Origin of the sequence: Paraburkholderia aromaticivorans, from assembly GCF_012689525.1 — a bacterium.
GTDB classification, from domain to species: Bacteria; Pseudomonadota; Gammaproteobacteria; order Burkholderiales; family Burkholderiaceae; genus Paraburkholderia; species Paraburkholderia aromaticivorans_A.
Window position 1 is genome coordinate 1,395,331 of record NZ_CP051516.1, and the last position, 18,306, is coordinate 1,413,636.

Annotated in this window: 11 protein-coding genes; all 11 read left to right on the forward strand. The window is 63.0% G+C overall.

All coding sequences use genetic code 11. The annotated features are described in order from the left end of the window. Positions 1–108 precede the first annotated feature (108 nt). The 11 genes from HF916_RS34215 to HF916_RS34265 all read left to right on the forward strand — a co-directional run bounded on the left by HF916_RS34215 (position 109) and on the right by HF916_RS34265 (position 18,038). Complete coding sequence (locus HF916_RS34215; RefSeq protein WP_168793239.1) at positions 109–1,875, forward strand: acyl-CoA dehydrogenase family protein; 1,767 nt, start codon at positions 109–111, stop codon at positions 1,873–1,875. After that, complete coding sequence (locus tag HF916_RS34220; RefSeq protein ID WP_168793240.1) at positions 1,872–3,077, forward strand: CaiB/BaiF CoA transferase family protein; 1,206 nt, start codon at positions 1,872–1,874, stop codon at positions 3,075–3,077. The genes HF916_RS34215 and HF916_RS34220 overlap by 4 nt, the downstream gene beginning before the upstream one ends. A 69-nt stretch (positions 3,078–3,146) precedes the next feature. Continuing rightward, on the forward strand, positions 3,147–4,460 hold the full coding sequence (locus HF916_RS34225; RefSeq protein ID WP_168793241.1) for an MFS transporter: 1,314 nt from the start codon (positions 3,147–3,149) through the stop codon (positions 4,458–4,460). A gap of 155 nt (positions 4,461–4,615) precedes the next feature. Then, on the forward strand, positions 4,616–6,172 hold the full coding sequence (locus HF916_RS34230) for an amino acid racemase (protein ID WP_168793242.1): 1,557 nt from the start codon (positions 4,616–4,618) through the stop codon (positions 6,170–6,172). A 301-nt stretch (positions 6,173–6,473) separates the two neighbouring features. Next, positions 6,474–12,368: an excinuclease ABC subunit UvrA gene (uvrA, locus tag HF916_RS34235; RefSeq protein ID WP_240975795.1), complete on the forward strand. Its 5,895-nt coding sequence runs from the start codon at positions 6,474–6,476 to the stop codon at positions 12,366–12,368. Between the two features lie 985 nt (positions 12,369–13,353). Beyond that, positions 13,354–14,064 (forward strand): energy transducer TonB, encoded by a 711-nt coding sequence (locus tag HF916_RS34240; protein ID WP_168793244.1) that lies wholly within the window; start codon positions 13,354–13,356, stop codon positions 14,062–14,064. Positions 14,065–14,140: 76 nt separating this feature from the next. Further along, positions 14,141–15,049, forward strand: a complete 909-nt coding sequence (locus HF916_RS34245; RefSeq protein WP_168793245.1) for a MotA/TolQ/ExbB proton channel family protein — start codon at positions 14,141–14,143, stop codon at positions 15,047–15,049. A gap of 12 nt (positions 15,050–15,061) precedes the next feature. Then, positions 15,062–15,484, forward strand: a complete 423-nt coding sequence (locus HF916_RS34250; protein WP_012432473.1) for an ExbD/TolR family protein — start codon at positions 15,062–15,064, stop codon at positions 15,482–15,484. 58 nt (positions 15,485–15,542) lie between these two features. Beyond that, positions 15,543–15,971 carry an ExbD/TolR family protein gene (locus tag HF916_RS34255; protein WP_011487696.1) on the forward strand — a complete coding sequence of 143 codons (429 nt, stop codon included), beginning with the start codon at positions 15,543–15,545 and terminating at the stop codon, positions 15,969–15,971. 9 nt (positions 15,972–15,980) lie between these two features. Then, positions 15,981–17,165: a tetratricopeptide repeat protein gene (locus HF916_RS34260; RefSeq protein WP_168793246.1), complete on the forward strand. Its 1,185-nt coding sequence runs from the start codon at positions 15,981–15,983 to the stop codon at positions 17,163–17,165. Positions 17,166–17,462: 297 nt separating this feature from the next. After that, a complete protein-coding gene (locus HF916_RS34265) occupies positions 17,463–18,038 on the forward strand; it encodes a helix-turn-helix domain-containing protein (protein ID WP_012432476.1) in 576 nt (191 codons plus the stop codon). Positions 18,039–18,306 lie beyond the last annotated feature (268 nt).

Genomic DNA, 18,306 nt, shown 5'->3' on the forward strand with positions numbered 1-18,306 from the left:
TATTAGACGATTATCGACGCCGCTCCTATGCTGCTTCCACTTGCACTACGTGCATGGGACCAGAGTAACGCGCCAAAGCGCGAACTCTGGTCGACACAGGAGACAAGCATGAGCGAAATCACCGCGCAGCCGGCACACGGCTCGTCCAATATTCCCGACAGCCGGGGCATCAATTTCTTCACCAGCGATCCCGACTTCGAGCGCCTGCTCAAGCTGCATCTCGGCGACACGCTGTTTCACGAACTCGAAAGCCAGCTCGTCTCGCTAGGCCAGCGCGCTTCCGACGAACTCGACGTGTGGGCGCTATCCGCCGACAAGAATCCGCCGCAATTGCACCATCGCACGCGGCGCGGCGAGGCGCTGCAAAGCATCGACAAGCATCCGGATTACGTCGCGCTGGAACGCGTGGCTTACGCGGAGTTGGGGCTTGCCGCGATGAGTCACGAGACTCGCGACGGCAAAAAATCGCCGCCGCCGCTCGTGAAATACGCGCTGACCTTCCTGTTCGTACAGGCGGAATTCGGTCTGTGCTGTCCCGTGAGCATGACTGATTCGCTCACGCGCACGCTGCGCAAATTCGGCGCGCCGGAACTGGTCGCACGTTTTCTGCCGATGCTCGCCTCGCGCGATTTCGACACGCTGTTTCAGGGCGCCATGTTCATGACGGAACAGGCGGCGGGCTCGGACGTCGCGCGCATTGCGACGCGCGCGTCGCTCGAAACCGATGCGAACGGTGACGAAACGTGGCGTCTGTATGGCGACAAATGGTTCTGCTCGAACGCCGACGCCGATCTCGCGATGGTGCTCGCGCGGCCGGACACGGCGCCTGCCGGCATCAACGGACTCGGACTGTTCCTGTTGCCGAAGACGCTGCCGGATGGCTCGCGCAACAGCTACCGGATCGTGCGTCTGAAGGACAAGCTCGGCAGCCGTTCAATGGCGAGCGGCGAGATCGTGCTGGAAGGCGCGGTCGCGTATCTGATCGGCGAAGTGGGGCGCGGTTTTCATCAGATGGCCGACATGATCAACATGTCGCGTCTGTCGAACGGCGTGCGCGCCGCGGGTTTGATGCGCCGCGCGCTGACCGAGGCGCTGCACATCGCCCGTAATCGCGAAGCGTTCGGCCGCAAGCTGATCGACATGCCGTTGATGCAGCGTCAATTGCTCAAGATGATGCTGCCCGCCGAGCAGGCGCGCTCGATGTTCATGCGCATTGCGCTGCTGCTGGAGCCGGCCGACGCCGGCGACCGGCAGGCGGCGAAATGCGTGCGCATCCTCACGCCGCTCATCAAGTTTCGTGCGTGCCGCGACGCGCGCCGCGTGACCGGTGACGCGATGGAAGTGCGCGGCGGCACTGGCTATATCGAAGAATGGAGCGACGCGCGTCTCGTGCGCGACGCGCATCTCGGCTCGATCTGGGAAGGCACCAGCAACATCGTCGCGCTCGACATCGCGCGGGCGGCGAAACGCGACGGCGCCCTGGAACCGTTGCGTACGTATCTGCAAGATCTGCTCGGCGCAGCGGGATTGCCGGCGGCCAGTCTCGCGTTGCTGCGCGCGACGCTCGCGCGGGCGTGCGATGCGCTGGCGAGCGTCGCGGATTCGGGCCGCGACGAAGGGGTTCGGCAAGCGGGCACCGCGTTGTATCACGCGAGCACCGCTGTGTTGATGGCTTGCGAGGGCGTACGTCTCGCGCCGGATTACCGGCGTCTTGCGCTCGCGCATCTAGTGGTGCGGCACAAGCTGTTGCCATTCGATCCGCTGGCATTGCAAACGTCTTCAGATGAAAGCGGTGTGGTCGATGCGCTGGTCAAAGGCCACAAGGTCACGCTCGAACAGGCGCTGCAACTGCTGCCGGCAAGGAGCATGCAATGACCGCACCGCTTCCGAACGATGGCAAGCAAGGCGCGTTGCAAGGCCTCAAGGTCATCGACCTGAGCCGCGTGCTCGGCGGTCCGTACTGCACACAGGCGCTCGCCGATCACGGCGCGCAGGTGATCAAGCTCGAACCGCCGGGCGGCGACGAAACGCGCGGCTGGGGGCCGCCGTTCTACGGCGACACCGCGTGGTACTTCGCGGGCGTGAATCGCAACAAGCAGGGCATCGCGGTCGATCTCTCACGCGACGAAGGCCGCGCGATCCTGTGGAAGCTGTTGGAAGACGCCGACGTGCTGGTCGAAAACTTCAAACCCGGCACGCTTGCGCGCTGGGGCATGGACTACGAGCGCGATCTGCGCGAGCGTTTCCCGAAGCTGATTCATTGCGCCGTGTCGGGCTTCGGTCCCGATGGTCCACTCGGCGGCTTGCCCGGTTACGACGCCGCGATTCAGGCGATGACCGGCCTGATGAGCGTGAACGGCGAGCGCGACGGACCTGCCACCCGAGTCGGCTTGCCGGTCGTCGACATGGTCACCGGACTGAACGCGCTCGCCGGCATTCTGCTCGCGCTCGCCGAGCGCGCGAAGAGCGGCCGTGGCCAGTCGATCGATATCGCGTTGTACGACTGCGGCGTCTCGCTGCTGCATCCGCATCTGCCCAACTATTTTGGTTCGGGCCGCACGCCGCAACGCAGCGGCAACGCGCATCCCAACATCACGCCGTACGACAGCTATCGCACCGCGACCGCGCCGATCTTTCTCGCGGTGGGCAACGACCGGCAGTTCGCGAAACTGTGCGCGCATCTCGGCGCGCCCGAACTCGCCGACGATCCGCGTTACGTCGACAACCGCAGCCGCTGCGCGCATCGCGAGCCGCTGAAGGCCGCGCTCGAAAGCCTGCTCGCGGCGCACGAGTGCGAGCCGCTCGCGCATGCGCTCATCAACGCGGGCGTGCCGTGCGGACCGGTGCAAACCGTTGATGTCGTGGCGCGCCATCCGCATACCTTGCATCGCGGCCTGGTGGTCGAGATGGGCGAGTATCGCGGCACCGCGTCGCCGATCAAGTTGTCGCGCACGCCGGCCACATATCGCAGCGCGCCACCGTCGCTCGGCGCCGACACGCGCGACGTGCTCGACGCATTGGGCATCGACGCCACCACCCAGCAGCGTCTATTGGAAGCGGGTGTGCTCAGAGCTTAAACACCGCAGTTCCCGGCGACGGCACGAAGAAGCCGCGCCATCCAGAAGAAAGACCTTGGAGACAGAGACATGAATCGCGAGTCAAACGACCACGCCGCAGCCCGGCAACCCACACGCGCCGCAGCCGCGGCTTTTGTCGGCACCACCATCGAGTGGTACGACTTTTATATCTACGCCACGGCGTCCGCGCTGATATTCGGCAAGCTGTTCTTTCCCGGCAGCGATCCGTTTTTCGCCACGTTGGCTTCGTTCGGCACCTTCGCGGTCGGCTTCTTCGCGCGACCGTTCGGCGGGCTGGTGTTCGGCCATTTGGGCGACCGCATCGGCCGCAAGAAAGCGCTCGTAGCGACGCTAGCGATCATGGGCATCGGCACCGTCGGCATCGGTTTCCTGCCGACCTATGCGAGCGCCGGCGTGTGGGCGCCGGTGCTGCTCGTGCTGCTGCGGGTCGCGCAAGGCATTGCGATCGGCGGCGAGTGGGGCGGCGCGGTGCTGATGGCGAGCGAACATGCACCGCAGGGACGGCGCACGTTCTTCGCGTCGTTCGCGCAACTCGGCAGTCCGGCGGGCTTGATCCTGTCGCTGCTCGCGTTCCGCGCGGTGGCCTCGATGGACAAGGACGCGTTTCTCAGCTGGGGATGGCGCCTGCCGTTTCTCGCGAGCGCGGTACTGCTGGTGGTCGGCCTGCTGATCCGCGTGGGTGTCGACGAATCGCCGGAATTCAAGGCGCTCAAGGCGCAACGGCGCGTGGCCGCGCTGCCCGTCGCCGAGGTCGTGCGCGACGCGTGGCGCACGCTGTTGCTGTGCCTCGGCGCGAACGTGATCGGCGTGGCCGGCGCATGGTTCGTCAACACCTTCATGCTCAATTACACGACGCAAACGCTCGGCCTCGACCGTTCGTTGATTCTCGATTGTCTGTTCGTGGTCGCGTTCATCCAGTTGTTCACGCAACTCGGTTCCGGATGGTTCGCGCAACGCATCGGCACAGGGCGGTTTCTGAAGGGCGCGGCCGCGTTGGCGATGCTGTCGCCTTATCCGATGTTCGCGCTCGTTTCGACCGGGCGGCCGGTGGCGATCGTGATCGGCATTGCGCTGGCGGTGATGTGCATGTCGAGCTCCTACGCAGTCATGGCAGGCTTCATGTCGACCGCGTTCCCGGTGCGCGTCAGATACTCGGCGATTTCGCTGTCGTATCAGGTGTGTGCCGCGTTGGCCGGCGGTCTGACGCCGCTGATCGGGACGTTGCTCGCGCATCGCTATCCGGGCGCATGGTGGCCGCTGGCCGTGTTCTATAGTGTTCTGGCCGGCGTATCGCTGGTGTGCATCAGCACGCTGGAGCGCCGCAAGCGCGGCGCGACGCACGGCGTCGTTGAAGCGGCCTAGACGTTTGCCGGGACGGGCCATGCGGGAAACACAAGGTAATTTGTCGTTCGTGGTTAACCCCACGTCATAGCCGGCGCACTTAATGTCATCCTCAACCGCGCGAAAGCCGCCTACCATCAAGGTGCGGCAAAAAATGACGACGGGGGGAAGCCATCATGAATCGCTATCGTTCACTGGGCGTCGTGACCGGCGCGGCGCAACTCGCCAGCGCCGATGTGCTGTGCCGGTTGACCGCCGCCTGGGACCGGCCGGGCGCGGCGCGGCCCTACGATCTGATTCTCGAGCAGCAGTCCTGGCATGGGCCGGCCGCGCAGAGCGAGGCGAACGCCCAGTTCAAGATTCACGTGTTCGACACGATGCGCGCGTTCGAAAAGCGCGGCGTCGAGGCAATCGTGCTGCCATGTTTCCTGAGCCATACCTTCATCGATGAACTCGCGGCGAACGTCGCCGTGCCGGTCGTCAACATCATGACGGCGCTATTGGCGCACGTGCGCCAGGCGTTTCCGTCGGTGCGCCGGATCGGCGTGCTGACTTCGGACGCCATCCGCGATAACGGCCTCTTCGAGCGTTATTTCGACGCCGCGCGGTTCGACGTGCTGCATCCGCGCAACGAAGCGGGCGTCGATTGCGTGACGAGCGCCGTCTACAGCGATGAAGGCATCAGGAACGGCCGTCTCTATGGACGCCCGGTCGAGTTGTTGCGCGCGGCGTGCGCGGACCTCATCGCACAGGGCGCGGAAATCATTCTGCCGGGGCTCGCCGAAATCGCGCTGGTCGCGCGCTCGCTCGGCCGACTCGAAGTGCCGCTCGTCGACGCCAATCTGGTCTACGCGCGCTATGTCGCGGCAGCCCAATTTTCGCAGCAGGAGCGGCGCTTCAAGGTGGGCGTGCTGGGCGGCGTCGGGCCGGCGGCGACGGTCGACTTCCTGGGCAAGCTGGTGCGCAATACGCCCGCCGCGTGCGATCAGGACCACATCAAGATCATGGTCGAGCAGAATCCGCAGATTCCGGATCGCACGGCCGCGCTGCTCGGCAACGGCGCCGATCCGACGCTCGCGCTGTATGCCGCCTGCAAGACGCTCGAGGACGGCGGCGCGGACCTCATCGCGATTCCGTGCAACACGGCGCATGCGTTCGTCGAGCGGATCCAGCCTTCGCTCAGCATTCCGATTGTGAATATGCTGACCTGTACCGTGGATTATCTGCACGAGAGTTTTCCGGGGCTGCGCGAAGTCGGCGTGCTCGCCACCTCGGGGACGCTGGCGAGCCGCGTTTATGAACGGTCGCTTGAAACGCGAGGGTTCGTGCAGGTTGCGCCCGGCGAGGCGGCACAGGCGCGGCTGATGAACGCCATCTACGGACCGAAGGGGGCGAAGGCGGGCTTCACGTCGGGCGAGTGCTGCGACGATCTCGCCGCTGCCGTCGACGATCTGGTCGCACAAGGCGTGCAGGTGATCGTGCTGGGCTGTACCGAGTTGCCGCTGTTGCTGCGCGCTGCGACGCTGGCGTGCGCGGGTGGATTGGTCGTCAGGCTTGTCGATCCGACCGAGGTGCTGGCGAAGCGGTGCGTGGCGTATGCGCTGGGGGAAAGCGGTGCGCTGGATGCGACGCCGGGGGCTACGGTGCCTTCAGCGGGCCGATCGGCGCGGAAAGCGTTTGCCGTTAAGAGCGATGCGCTCATCCCGACCTTTCGGCGCCTTGCAAAAGCCTAGCGCGATAGCGCCTCTTTACGCTTCCCACGCCGCTTCGAGCGGCGCTAAACCCCGCTCGTCCCGATCGGCACAACGCTTGCTGCCGTGCTGAGCGGCGCGCGTTTTTCGCTGCCGGTCACCGCATGACGCGCTTCCAAGTCACCAGCGTGCCGCGTCATGGAAAACTGTATAAATATACAGTATAGTATCCCGTTGCGAGCTGGGCTTCGGCGTGCGTTCCCGCCAGCCAGCCGCACCGAACTTGCGCGGTCGCGAGGCGTCCGTGAGAGGTGGTTCACTCATTCAGACGGTCGGAAAAAAATTGGCATCTAACGGCACAAACGGCACTATCAAGATTCGCGGCGCACGCCAGCACAACCTCAAGAACGTCGACCTCGACGTACGAACCGGCGAAATGACGGTCGTCACCGGCCCGTCCGGTTCCGGCAAGTCGAGCCTCGTGTTCGACACGCTTTACGCGGAAGGGCAACGGCGCTACGTCGAAACATTCAGCGCTTACGCCCGGCAGTTTCTCGACCGCATGGACCGGCCGCAAGTCGACCGCGTCGACGGCGTGCCGCCGGCGATTGCGATCGACCAGACCAATCCGGTGCGCAGTTCGCGTTCCACCGTCGGCACCATGACGGAGCTCAACGATCACCTGAAGCTGCTCTACGCGCGTGCCGCCGAACTGTTCGACCGCAAGACGGCTCATCAGGTGCGCCACGACACGCCGGAAACGATCTACGCCGAGTTGCTAAACCGTACGGCGGAGAGCGAGCCTCGGCTCGTCGTCACGTTCCCGGTCGAGTTGCCGGAATCCGCGTCGGAGCAGGAAGTGGAGCAATGGTTGTCGGCCAGCGGATACACGCGCGTGCAGGCGCAGCGCGAAGTCGATTCGCCCACCGGCAAGCGCAAGCTGCTCGACGTGGTGGCCGACCGTTTCCGGCTGCGTTCCGTGGACAAGCAGCGGGTGGTTGAGGCGATCGAGGCGTCGCTCAAGCGCGGTGGCGGGCGCGTCAATATTTATGTGCTGCCGGCGTCATCGGAAGGGCCGGAAAGTCAGGAGGCCGAACCGCAAATCTGGCGTTTCTCCACCGGCTTGCACAGTCCGGAAAGCGATCTGCGCTACGCCGACCCGCAGCCCGCGCTGTTCTCGTTCAACTCGGCCTACGGCGCGTGCGAAGTCTGCCGGGGCTTCGGCCGCGTGATCGGCGTCGACCTCGGGCTGGTGATTCCGGACGCGCGCAAGACGCTGCGCGACGGCGCGATCAAGCCCATGCAAACGCCCGCATGGAAGGAGTGCCAGGACGATCTGATGCGCTACGCGGCGAAAGCCGATATCCGCCGCGGCACGCCGTGGGGCGAACTGACGGACGCCGAGCGCGACTGGGTCATCAACGGCTCGCCGGACTGGAACGGCAAGTGGCAAAGCCACTGGTACGGCGTCAAACGCTTCTTCGAGTATCTCGAATCGAAAGCGTACAAGATGCATATTCGCGTGCTGCTGTCCAAGTACCGCAGCTATACGCCGTGCGAAACCTGCGGCGGCGCGCGCCTGAAAACGGAATCGCTGTTGTGGCGTCTCGGCAGCAAGGCGAATGCGGACGACGTGCTGCCGGCCGAGAAGCGCTTCCTGCCGCGCGGCGTTGACTGGACGCGCGGGCAACTCGAGGCGTTGCCGGGCCTGACCGTGCATGATTTGATGCTGATGCCGATCGAGCGCATCCGGCGCTTCTTCGACGAAATCAGCTTGCCGAGCGCCTTGCTCGACGACGCGCTGAAACTGCTGCTCGCCGAAGTGCGCACGCGCCTCAAGTATCTGTGCGACGTGGGCCTCGGTTATCTGACGCTCGACCGGCAAAGCCGCACGTTGTCGGGCGGCGAAGTGCAGCGGATCAACCTGACCACGGCGCTTGGCACGTCGCTCACCAAGACATTGTTCGTGCTCGACGAGCCGAGCATCGGCTTGCATCCGCGCGATCTGAACCGCATCGTCGAAGCCATGCACCGTTTGCGCGATGCGGGCAATACGCTGGTGGTGGTCGAACACGATCCCTCCGTGATGCTCGCGGCGGATCGTCTGATCGACATGGGTCCGGGGCCGGGCGAACGCGGCGGTTCGATCATCTACGACGGCGCGCCCGAAGCGATCCGTTCGTCTGGCACACTCACCGGCGAGTATCTCAGTGGGCGCCGGCATGTGGCCGATGCGGCGCATTGGTCGCAGCGTCCGGTGGATGCAACCACGCCGCGCATCGTCCTCGAAGGCGCGACGGAACACAATCTCCGCGATGTCACGGTGGAGATTCCACTGGAGCGGCTCGTCTGCGTGACGGGGGTGTCGGGGTCCGGCAAATCCACGCTGCTGCAAGACGTGTTGCATCCGGCCATGGCGCGGCACTTCGGTCTCGCGACCGAATCGCCGGGCGCATTCAGAAGCCTGAGCGGCGCCGATCAGGTCACCGACGTCGTGTTCGTCGACCAGTCGCCGATCGGCAAGACGGCGCGCTCGAATCCGGCGAGTTACGTCGGCGCGTTCGACGAAATCCGCAAACTGTTCGCCAAGGCGCCGCTCGCGCAGCAACGCGGTTACGGCCCTGGCATGTTCAGTTTCAATTCGGGCGACGGCCGCTGCCCGACCTGCGGCGGCTCGGGTTTCGAACATATCGAAATGCAGTTTTTGAGCGACGTTTACCTGCGGTGCCCCGATTGCGACGGGCGCCGTTATCGCGCGGAACTGCTCGAAGTGAAGATCGAGCGGGGTGAACCGGCGCGCGCGCTGAGCATTGCCGACGTGCTGGAATTGACGGTGAGCGAAGCCACCACGTATTTCGCCAAAGATGCCGAAGTATTGCGCGTGCTGCAGCCAATCGTCGACGTGGGCCTCGAATATGTGAAGCTCGGCCAGCCGGTGCCCACGCTGTCGGGCGGTGAGGCGCAGCGGCTCAAGCTCGCCGGTTTCCTCGCGGAATCGGCGCAGGCGCGCACCGCGCGCAGCGCGAAGCAGCCTGTCGCGAAGCGTCTGTTCATGTTCGACGAGCCGACCACCGGCCTGCATTTCGACGACATCGCCAAGCTGATGCAGGCGTTCGGCAAGCTGCTCGCGAGCGGTCATTCGCTGATCGTGATCGAGCATAATCTCGACGTGATCCGCGCGGCCGACTGGCTGATCGACCTCGGTCCCGAGGGCGGCGACGGCGGCGGCCGCGTGCTGTGCGTCGGCACGCCGGAAGATGTCAAAACATGTCCGGAATCGCATACCGGCGCAGCGCTGTTGCAATACGACCGCGCCATGAACGCGGCGGCCGGACCGGCGTCGCAAGGTATTCCGCTGCAAAAGGCGCTGAGCGCCGCGCGTGCGCGCCGGGCGATCGAAGGCGAGGACGTGGTGCGCATCGTCAATGCGCGCGAGCACAACCTGAAAGCGCTGGACGTGGACATTCCGCACGGCAAATTCAACGTGATTACCGGCGTGTCCGGTTCGGGCAAGTCCACGCTCGCATTCGACATTCTGTTCCACGAAGGGCAGCGCCGTTACCTCGAATCGCTGAATGCCTACGCGCGGTCCATCGTGCAGCCGGCGGGGCGTCCCGAGGTCGACGCGGTGTACGGCATTCCGCCGACCGTCGCGATCGAACAGCGGCTCTCACGCGGCGGCCGCAAGAGTACCGTGGCAACTACGTCCGAGGTGTGGCACTTCCTGCGTCTGCTGTATGTGAAGCTCGGTTTGCAGCATTGCATCCACGACGGCACGCCGGTCACGTCGCAAAGCGTCGAGTCGATCGCGGCGCAGTTGTTGCGCGATCACAAAGGGCAGCATGTCGGTTTTCTGGCGCCGCTGGTCGTGAACCGTAAGGGCGTCTATACCGATCTGGCGAAGTGGGCGAAAGCGCGCGGCAATACTCATCTGCGCGTGGATGGTGAGTTCGTGCCGGTGGACCCGTGGCCGAAGCTCGACCGCTTCCGTGAGCATACGATCGAACTGCCGGTGGCCGATCTCGTCGTGTCGGCGGATAACGAAGCCGAGCTGCGTCAGGCACTCGACCAGACACTGGAAGTCGGCAAGGGCGTGATGCATATGCTGGCGCCCTTGGACGGTTTGCACGACGCGATCAGCGGTGGCCATCCCACGGCAAAGCTCGGCGCCGTGAAGGTGTTGTCCACCAAGCGCGCGTGTCCGGTGTGCGGCACGAGCTATCCCGAACTCGATCCACGCATGTTCTCATACAACAGCAAGCATGGCTGGTGTACGACCTGTGTCGGCACGGGCCTCGCGCTCACGCGTGAACAACGCGCGGTGTACGACGATACGATCGTCGTCGACGACAATCGCGGCCGTGAACAAAGCCTGCCGTCGGAAGAGCAGGAACCCGAAGGTCTTGTGGACGAACCATGTCCGGATTGCGCCGGTACGCGTCTGAACCCCACCGCGCGTGCCGTCACGTTCGACGCGCAGGCGATTGTCGATGTCGCGCAGTGGACCGTGTCCGACACGCGCGCGTGGATCGGCACGCTGGAAATGACCGGTCGCGACGCGGAAATCGCGCGTGACGTGGTCAGCGAAATCGGCAGTCGCCTGCAGTTCCTCGAAGAAGTGGGACTCGGCTATCTGAGTCTCGATCGCGCGGCGCCGAGCCTGTCAGGCGGCGAAGCGCAGCGCATCCGGCTTGCCGCGCAACTCGGCAGCAACCTGCAAGGCGTGTGCTATGTGCTCGACGAACCGACCATCGGTCTGCATCCGCGTGACAATCAGATTCTGCTGAACGCTTTACGCAAGCTCGGTGAAAAGGGCAATACGCTGGTGGTCGTCGAGCACGACGAGGACACGATTCGGCGTGCTGATCACATCATCGACATCGGGCCGGGCGCGGGCAAACGCGGCGGCACGCTGGTCGCGCAGGGTAGTGTGGCCGACCTGTCGGCGCAGCCCGATTCGCTGACCGGACAGTTTCTCGCGCAGCCCATCGTGCACCCGTTGCAGCCGCGCCGCGAAGTGGTCGCGCCGGGCAAGCGCACGGCCGCGGTGCCGGAAAACTGGCTGACTGTGCACGGCGGCAAGCTGCATAACTTGCGCAACGTTACGGTCGGCATTCCGCTCTCGCGGCTGGTGGCGGTCACCGGCGTCAGCGGTTCCGGCAAGTCGACGCTCGCACGCGACGTGCTGATGACCAACCTGCTGGATGCCGTCGGACGTTCGGTTTTGTCATCGCCGGCCACGCGGCGCGCGCGTGCGGCGGCCGAGGAAAAGCCCGCAGCGAACCGGCGTTCCAGCGTGCTGGCGCGCACGGCGCCGCGCGCGCCGCTGAACGTGACGCATGCGTGGCAAGGGTGCGATGCGATCACGGGCTGGGAAACCATCGACCGCGTACTGGAAGTCGATCAGACACCGATCGGCAAGACGCCGCGTTCGTGTCCGGCCACTTACATCGGCGTGTGGGACGCGATCCGCAAGCTGTTCGCCGGCACGCTCGAAGCGCGCGCGCGTGGCTATACGGCCTCGCGTTTCTCGTTCAACACCGGCGAAGGCCGTTGCCCGGCTTGCGAGGGGCAGGGTGTGCGCACCATCGGAATGAGTTTTCTGCCCGACGTGAAGGTGCCTTGCGACGTGTGTCACGGGCAGCGCTTCAATCCCGAGACGCTCGCGGTCACGTGGCGCGGCAAGAATATCGGCGACGTACTGACCATGGAAATCGACGAAGCCGTCGAGTTCTTCGCGCCTATCACGAACATCGCTCATCCATTGCAGTTGATGAAAGACGTCGGGCTCGGCTATCTCACGCTGGGTCAACCTTCGCCCACGTTGTCGGGCGGCGAGGCGCAGCGTATCAAGCTCGTCACCGAATTGAGCAAGGTGCGCGACGACATCACGCGGCGTGGGCAAAAGCCGCCGCATACTTTGTATGTGCTGGACGAACCGACCGTGGGCCTGCATATGGCGGACGTCGCCAAGCTGATCCGCGTGCTGCATCGTCTCGCGGACGGCGGCCATAGTGTCGTCGTCATCGAGCACGATCTGGATGTGATCGCCGAGGCGGACTGGATCATCGACCTCGGTCCGGAAGGCGGCGTGGGCGGCGGGTCGATCGTCGCCGCTACGGATCCCGAAGGACTGGCGCGCGTTGTGGCGAGTCATACGGGGTCCGCATTGCGGCCGGTTCTCGCGCGATCGCGTGAGAACAGCGCTGTCGTGGCAGGCGAGGGCACGAACGGTTAATGCAGCAGAGCGGCGCGATCATGTCGCGCCGCTCCTGCTTGCTCGTTTGTTGAACCGGCAAGAGTTTGCCGACTCATGATTCATGTCACTCTGGCGAGGGCATCCGCTCTGCGCGAAATTGCCTTGCATGGCACGCCAAGGTCGCGCCGACATCGCTCGCACTCAGCTTTATTCGAGTTGTTGGCTTTATGTAATCAATTGGAATTTATTTGTAATTCAATACAAGACGCAATTGAGATGCGCATTTAGAGTGTCGTAAATACCGCTAAATTTTTTTTTAAAGGCTTCTGGCCTTCTGCTATCGTCTCGCCTTCGGCGGCGGTCACACCCCGGCACCGATCAACACAACAAACGTCCTTCCCGCGATCCACGCAAGTCACGCTGCGAGGGCGTCGAAACGCCTGCCCAGCGGGACTTTCGCGTTGCGGATCAGACGTTCGGCCAGCAGTTTTTTGTGCATCAATGCACGCCGAACGTGCAGCGAATTCCCAATTGTCGGGCAGAAACAGCCGAATGCTTATCTGTTCCACATACGCTTATTCTTTTAAAGCGGCGCGAATTCGGCATGAGTTAGAGTTACTTCTCTAAACTAAGTATGTTGTCATCAAAAAAAGTTTGACCGTACATTTTTTGTCCTGCTATCGTTGCCACCCATGAAACGCATGTGACGTACGCGCAAAAAGTTCCAGGCGCTACGAGTTATAGAGATCAGGTTGTCTCCAGCGTTCATGCAAGGCAGAAGCGAACGGCTCAAGTTTAATCTATTAGTAGTTCTACTTATATCGGTTATTCGGCTCGCATGACACACGGCCACCGTCTCCTGAAGACGCGTCCGTGTCGTCGGATCGGAGCCGGGTAGTGTCACGTCCGTTTTGGACTCCGAATCAAAGACCACTGGTCGCCAGATGGTTGAAGTGAATGCTGTTTGCGGCAGGTAAGCGCACTGCAGTTACAGAAATGGACGGTTCACGCCGGAGGAGTAAAGGTGGGTACGAAAGTCGAAGGGCATTTTCCGGCAGCAGCGGCCCGTATGGAGAGGCCGGGGCGCCCGCGTGAGTTTGGGCGTAAGCAGCAAAACCCAGTACGCCGCTTTGGCGGCATTGCAGTTGTTCTGCTTTTGCACATCGTGCTGATTTATGCACTGATCAATGGCCTTGCCACCAAGGTCGTGCAGGTCATTCAGCATCCTATCGAAACGAAAATCATCGAACCGGTGAAGCCGCCGCCTCCGCCGCCGTTGCCCACGGTGCAATTGCCGCCGCCGAAATTCGCGCCTCCGCCGCCGCCGTTCGTGCCGCCGCCGGAAGTGCAGGTGCAAGCGCCCCCGCAGCCGACCATTACGCATCAGGCCGCACCGGTGGTGTCGGCGCCTGCCGTGGCCCCGCCCGCACCGCCGGCGCCGCCCGCGCCGACGAAGCCTGTGAGCACCGAAGTCGGAGTCGTGTGTCCGAACTCGGATCAGATCCGTTCGTCGATCCGCTATCCGAAGGAAGCGCAGGAAAACAACGTGACGGGTGATGTTCTCATTGAATTCGTTGTCGACCCGCAAGGCCATATTACGAACGAACGCGTTGCCAAATCCTCGGACGACTCCTCACTGGATCGTGCCGCATTCAACGCAGTCAAGCAGTTTACGTGCGTTTCCCAAGGCCAGGCTGTCCGTGTGCAAGTTCCGTTCTCGTTTAACCTGAACTGAATTCACAGGCTGTTCGGTACCGGTAGCGATTTATCAGTCTTGGTTTAGAAGTTGTACTAATGAACTTGGAGCAGGCATGAAGAAGCGTACTCTCGCCGCACTGGCGGCAAGCATGTTGATCGCCGTAACCACGGTGGATACCTTTGTTGCACCGCAAATGGCCCATGCGCAGGCTAGCGACGCCACGGCGTCGGCTGCCGCCGCACCGGCGACCGCCGCGCCGCAAACCGCGAGCGCGGCCGCCGACGAAGCAGTGCCGCCGCCGGCGCCGGCTACGTCCGAAACCGTCAGCAACCCGTACGGCCTTAGCGCCCTCTGGAAGAACGGCGACTTCGTCGCGCGTTTCGTGCTGATTCTGCTGGTGCTCATGTCGATGGGCAGCTGGTACATCATGATCACCAAGTTCTTCGAGCAGTTCCGTGCGAACCGCCGCGCGAAAAGCGCCGACGAGCAGCTGTGGACCGCGCCGTCGCTGGGTGAAGGCGCGAAGCTGCTCGACGAGACGTCGCCGTTCCGCTTCATCGCAGAAACGGCTATCGAGGCGGGCGAGCATCACGACGAAGCACTGCTCGAAGCCGTGGACCGCAACACGTGGATCGATACCTCGGTGGAGCGTGCGATCACCAACGTGTCGAATCGTCTGCAAGACGGTTTGGCGTTCCTCGGCACGGTGGGTTCGACGGCGCCGTTCGTCGGGCTGTTCGGTACGGTGTGGGGGATTTATCACGCGCTGACGGCCATCGGCATTGCCGGCCAGGCTTCGATCGACAAGGTCGCGGGTCCGGTGGGCGAGGCGCTGATCATGACGGCGATCGGTCTCGCGGTGGCGGTGCCCGCGGTGCTCGGCTACAACTTCCTGGTTCGCCGCAACAAGTCGGTGATGGAACGTGTCCGCGCATTCGGCGCGCAGCTGCATACCGTCCTGTTGGCCGGCAGCCGCCGCCCGGCGCGCGCCGTGGCTCGTGAAGCGTCGCTGGTTCAATAAGCGGAGTCCGTCATGGCAATGAGCGTTGGGCAGGACGACAACGACGAGGTCATCTCCAGTATCAACACCACGCCGCTCGTCGACGTGATGCTGGTTCTGCTGATCATCTTTCTGATCACGATTCCGGTCGTGACGCATACGGTGCCGGTGCAATTGCCGAAGGAGACGATCCAGCCGCTGCAGACCACGCCCAAAAGTATCGTCATCGCGGTCAACCGCGACGGCGACTTCTTCTGGAACGAGAAGCAGGTCGACGCGCCGACGCTGCTGGCACGCCTGAAAACCGTGTCGGTCATGACGCCGCAACCGGAAGTGCATGTTCGCGGCGACCAGAGCGCGCGTTATGAATTCATCGGCCGGGTCATTACCGAGTGCGAGCGCGCCGGTATCGCCAAGGTTTCGTTTATCACTGAGCCGCCCGCGCGCGGCGGCTGATTTTGCGTGGGATCGGACTAAGCGCTAAAGCGCCAAGTCCGATCGACAGGAGCCGAAAATGGGAATGAACGTATCGTCGGGCGGCGGCAGCGAACCGGACGTGATGGTCGACATCAACACCACGCCGCTGATCGACGTGATGCTGGTGTTGCTGATCATGCTGATCATCACGATCCCGATCCAGACGCACGCCATCAAGATGAACCTGCCGGTCGGCAATCCGCCGCCGCCGATCACGCAGCCTGAAGTGGTGCAGATCGATATCGACTTCGACGGCACCACGACCTGGAACGGCCAGCCGGTGCCGAACCGCGCGGCGCTCGAATCGAGGCTCGCGCAAGTGGCTGCCGAACCGGTTCAGGCTGAAATCCATCTGCGGCCGAACAAGCTGGTGCCGTACAAGGATGTCGCGGAGGTCATGGCGTCCGCGCAACGACTGGGCGCGACCAAGATCGGCCTGATCGGCAATGAGCAGTACATGCAATAGGGAAGGGCAATGCAAACGATTCATCACCGGTTCAAGCGCGCCGTCATCGCGGCCGCTCTCGTGCTGCCGCTCGCCGCTCATGCCGCCGATACCTTGCGGCCGGATGTGGCGAAGCCGCTGAATGCCGCACAGGATCTGTATCGCGCGCACAAGTACAAGGACGCGCTGACGAAGATCGATCAGGCGGCGGCTGTGCCCGGCAAGACGCCGTACGAAAGCACCCTGATCGAGGAGATGCGTGGCGCGGCAGCGGCGGCGGCGGGTGAAACCGGCGTGGCTGCCCAGGCTTACGAAACGTTGCTGAGTTCCGGCAAGCTGAGCGGCGCCGACGAGCAGCGCACGTCGGCGGCATTGGCCGGCATCTACTTCCAGCAGAAGAACTATGCGCAGGCGGCGAAGGTGGCGCAGCGTTATCTGAAGTCGGGTGGCAGCGATCCGGACATGCGCACGCTGCTGGTTCAGTCTTACTACCTGTCGAACGATTGCGCGAGCGTGGTGAGCCTGCTCAAGCCCGGCATCGATGCGCAGGTGCATGCCGGTCGCGCGCCTGACGAATCGCAACTGCAATTGCTCGGCACGTGTGCGCAACGCGTGAAGGACGATGCCACGTACCGCAGCACGCTCGAAAAGCTGGTGGCCTATCATCCGAAGCAGTCTTACTGGGACGATCTGTTCTCGGCGATTCGCAATAAGCCGGGCTATTCGTCGAAGCTCGATATCGACACGTATCGCCTGCGTCGCGCCACCGGCTCGCTGTCGACCGCCGACGACTACATGGAAATGACCCAGTTGGCGATCGTGGCGGGCACCGCCGCGGAAGGCAAGCAGGTCATCGATCAAGGCTTTACTTCGGGCGTACTGGGACGTGACGCGCAGGCGGATCGCGAGAAACGCCTGCAGGCACTCGCGGCCAAGCGTGCGCAAGCGCCCGCCGATCCGGCGAACCCCGTTGCCCCCGTCGATATGGGTTTCAACCAGGTTTTCGCGGGGCAGGCGAAGCAGGGTCTGGCGGCGATGGATGCCGCGATCGCCCAGGGTGGAATCGACCATCCGGACCAGGCGCAGTTGCATCTCGGTGTGGCGTACTACACCGCGGGCGACAAGGCTCGCGCGGTGCAAACCTTCCGTGCGGTGAAAGGCACCGATGGCTCCGCCGACCTCGCGCGTTTGTGGGTGCTGGTGGCGTCGAAATAAGAGCACTCCGTTCCCTTTAAGTTCTCGCAGATGAGGCGCGTCCCCTCGCGGCGGACACGAGGGAGCGCGCTCGTCCCAATTAATGTGGGACCCTCCCCGATATCGATGTGGGGTTGCAGTCGCAACTACTAAATGGATTGTTGAGCATTGGGAAAGTCTTCTGGATAACCAATTGATGCGGTTATCCATGGCGGACTGTCAACTGGCCTATCAGAGACGTTTAGAGAGAACGTTGCGCTCCATGAAACATAATTTGCATATATCAAACTATTTTTGACTACGGGATTCTGTCTTGCTATGGTCTTGCCACTTAATAACAAGGCACATGTTGCAATCTCTATAGGAAGCAAAATCCGCGCGCTGCGCCAACGGCTCAGTCGCACGCTGGATGAAGTGGCAACGACCGCGGGCATTTCCAAGCCCTTTTTGTCGCAGGTGGAACGGGGTCACGCAACACCTTCGATTACGTCGCTAGTCGGTATTGCGCGAGCTTTGGGTGTCACGGTGCAGTACTTCGTCGATACGCCGACCGAAGACAAGTCGGTGCGTAGAGGAAGTGAGTTGAAGTACTTCGGATTTGACGGAACCGCCAATCTGTTTGGAAGGCTGACGAACCTGTCGGTCGGCGGCAAGCTGGAAGTGATCCTCGTCAGGATGCCGGTGGGACAGAACCCGTCGGAAGTCACAACGCATGCCGGTGAAGAATTCTTGTATGTGATGAGCGGCCAGATCTCGCTCACGCTGGAAGGCACAACGTTCGTATTGCAGGCAGGCGACACCGCGCATTACGAGTCTACCGTGCCGCACTCCTGGTCCAATACCGCGCGTGAAGAAGCGGTGGTCGTGTGGGTGGGGACGCCAAGATTATTTTAGCGCCGTGGGCCATGCTTTAGAAAAAATAGATCACTCGATATTTGTAAGCATTACTTAAGTGTATACCCGCGATTTGGGAAGCCCGGACTACACGTGGCGAAATCCACTCGCGTAGCAGTAGAAATGGCATCAATTGGAAAGCGCTGCGCATTCCGATTGCAATAAATTAGTAGTCCGACACTGACTTATTTGATGTTGCTTTAACGGAACGCGGCGCAAGATCGCCGTATATCGAGTAGAGCGGTTCACGAGACCACTCTTCACATAC

What these genes read in the sequence shown, in the direction of transcription:
- HF916_RS34215 (WP_168793239.1), top strand. Translation starts at nt 109, where the DNA reads ATGAGCGAAATCACCGCGCAGCCGGCACACGGCTCGTCCAATATTCCC.
- HF916_RS34220 (WP_168793240.1), top strand. Translation starts at nt 1,872, where the DNA reads ATGACCGCACCGCTTCCGAACGATGGCAAGCAAGGCGCGTTGCAAGGC.
- HF916_RS34250 (WP_012432473.1), top strand. Translation starts at nt 15,062, where the DNA reads ATGGCAATGAGCGTTGGGCAGGACGACAACGACGAGGTCATCTCCAGT.
- HF916_RS34225 (WP_168793241.1), top strand. Translation starts at nt 3,147, where the DNA reads ATGAATCGCGAGTCAAACGACCACGCCGCAGCCCGGCAACCCACACGC.
- HF916_RS34230 (WP_168793242.1), top strand. Translation starts at nt 4,616, where the DNA reads ATGAATCGCTATCGTTCACTGGGCGTCGTGACCGGCGCGGCGCAACTC.
- HF916_RS34260 (WP_168793246.1), top strand. Translation starts at nt 15,981, where the DNA reads ATGCAAACGATTCATCACCGGTTCAAGCGCGCCGTCATCGCGGCCGCT.
- HF916_RS34265 (WP_012432476.1), top strand. Translation starts at nt 17,463, where the DNA reads ATGGTCTTGCCACTTAATAACAAGGCACATGTTGCAATCTCTATAGGA.
- HF916_RS34245 (WP_168793245.1), top strand. Translation starts at nt 14,141, where the DNA reads ATGAAGAAGCGTACTCTCGCCGCACTGGCGGCAAGCATGTTGATCGCC.
- HF916_RS34255 (WP_011487696.1), top strand. Translation starts at nt 15,543, where the DNA reads ATGGGAATGAACGTATCGTCGGGCGGCGGCAGCGAACCGGACGTGATG.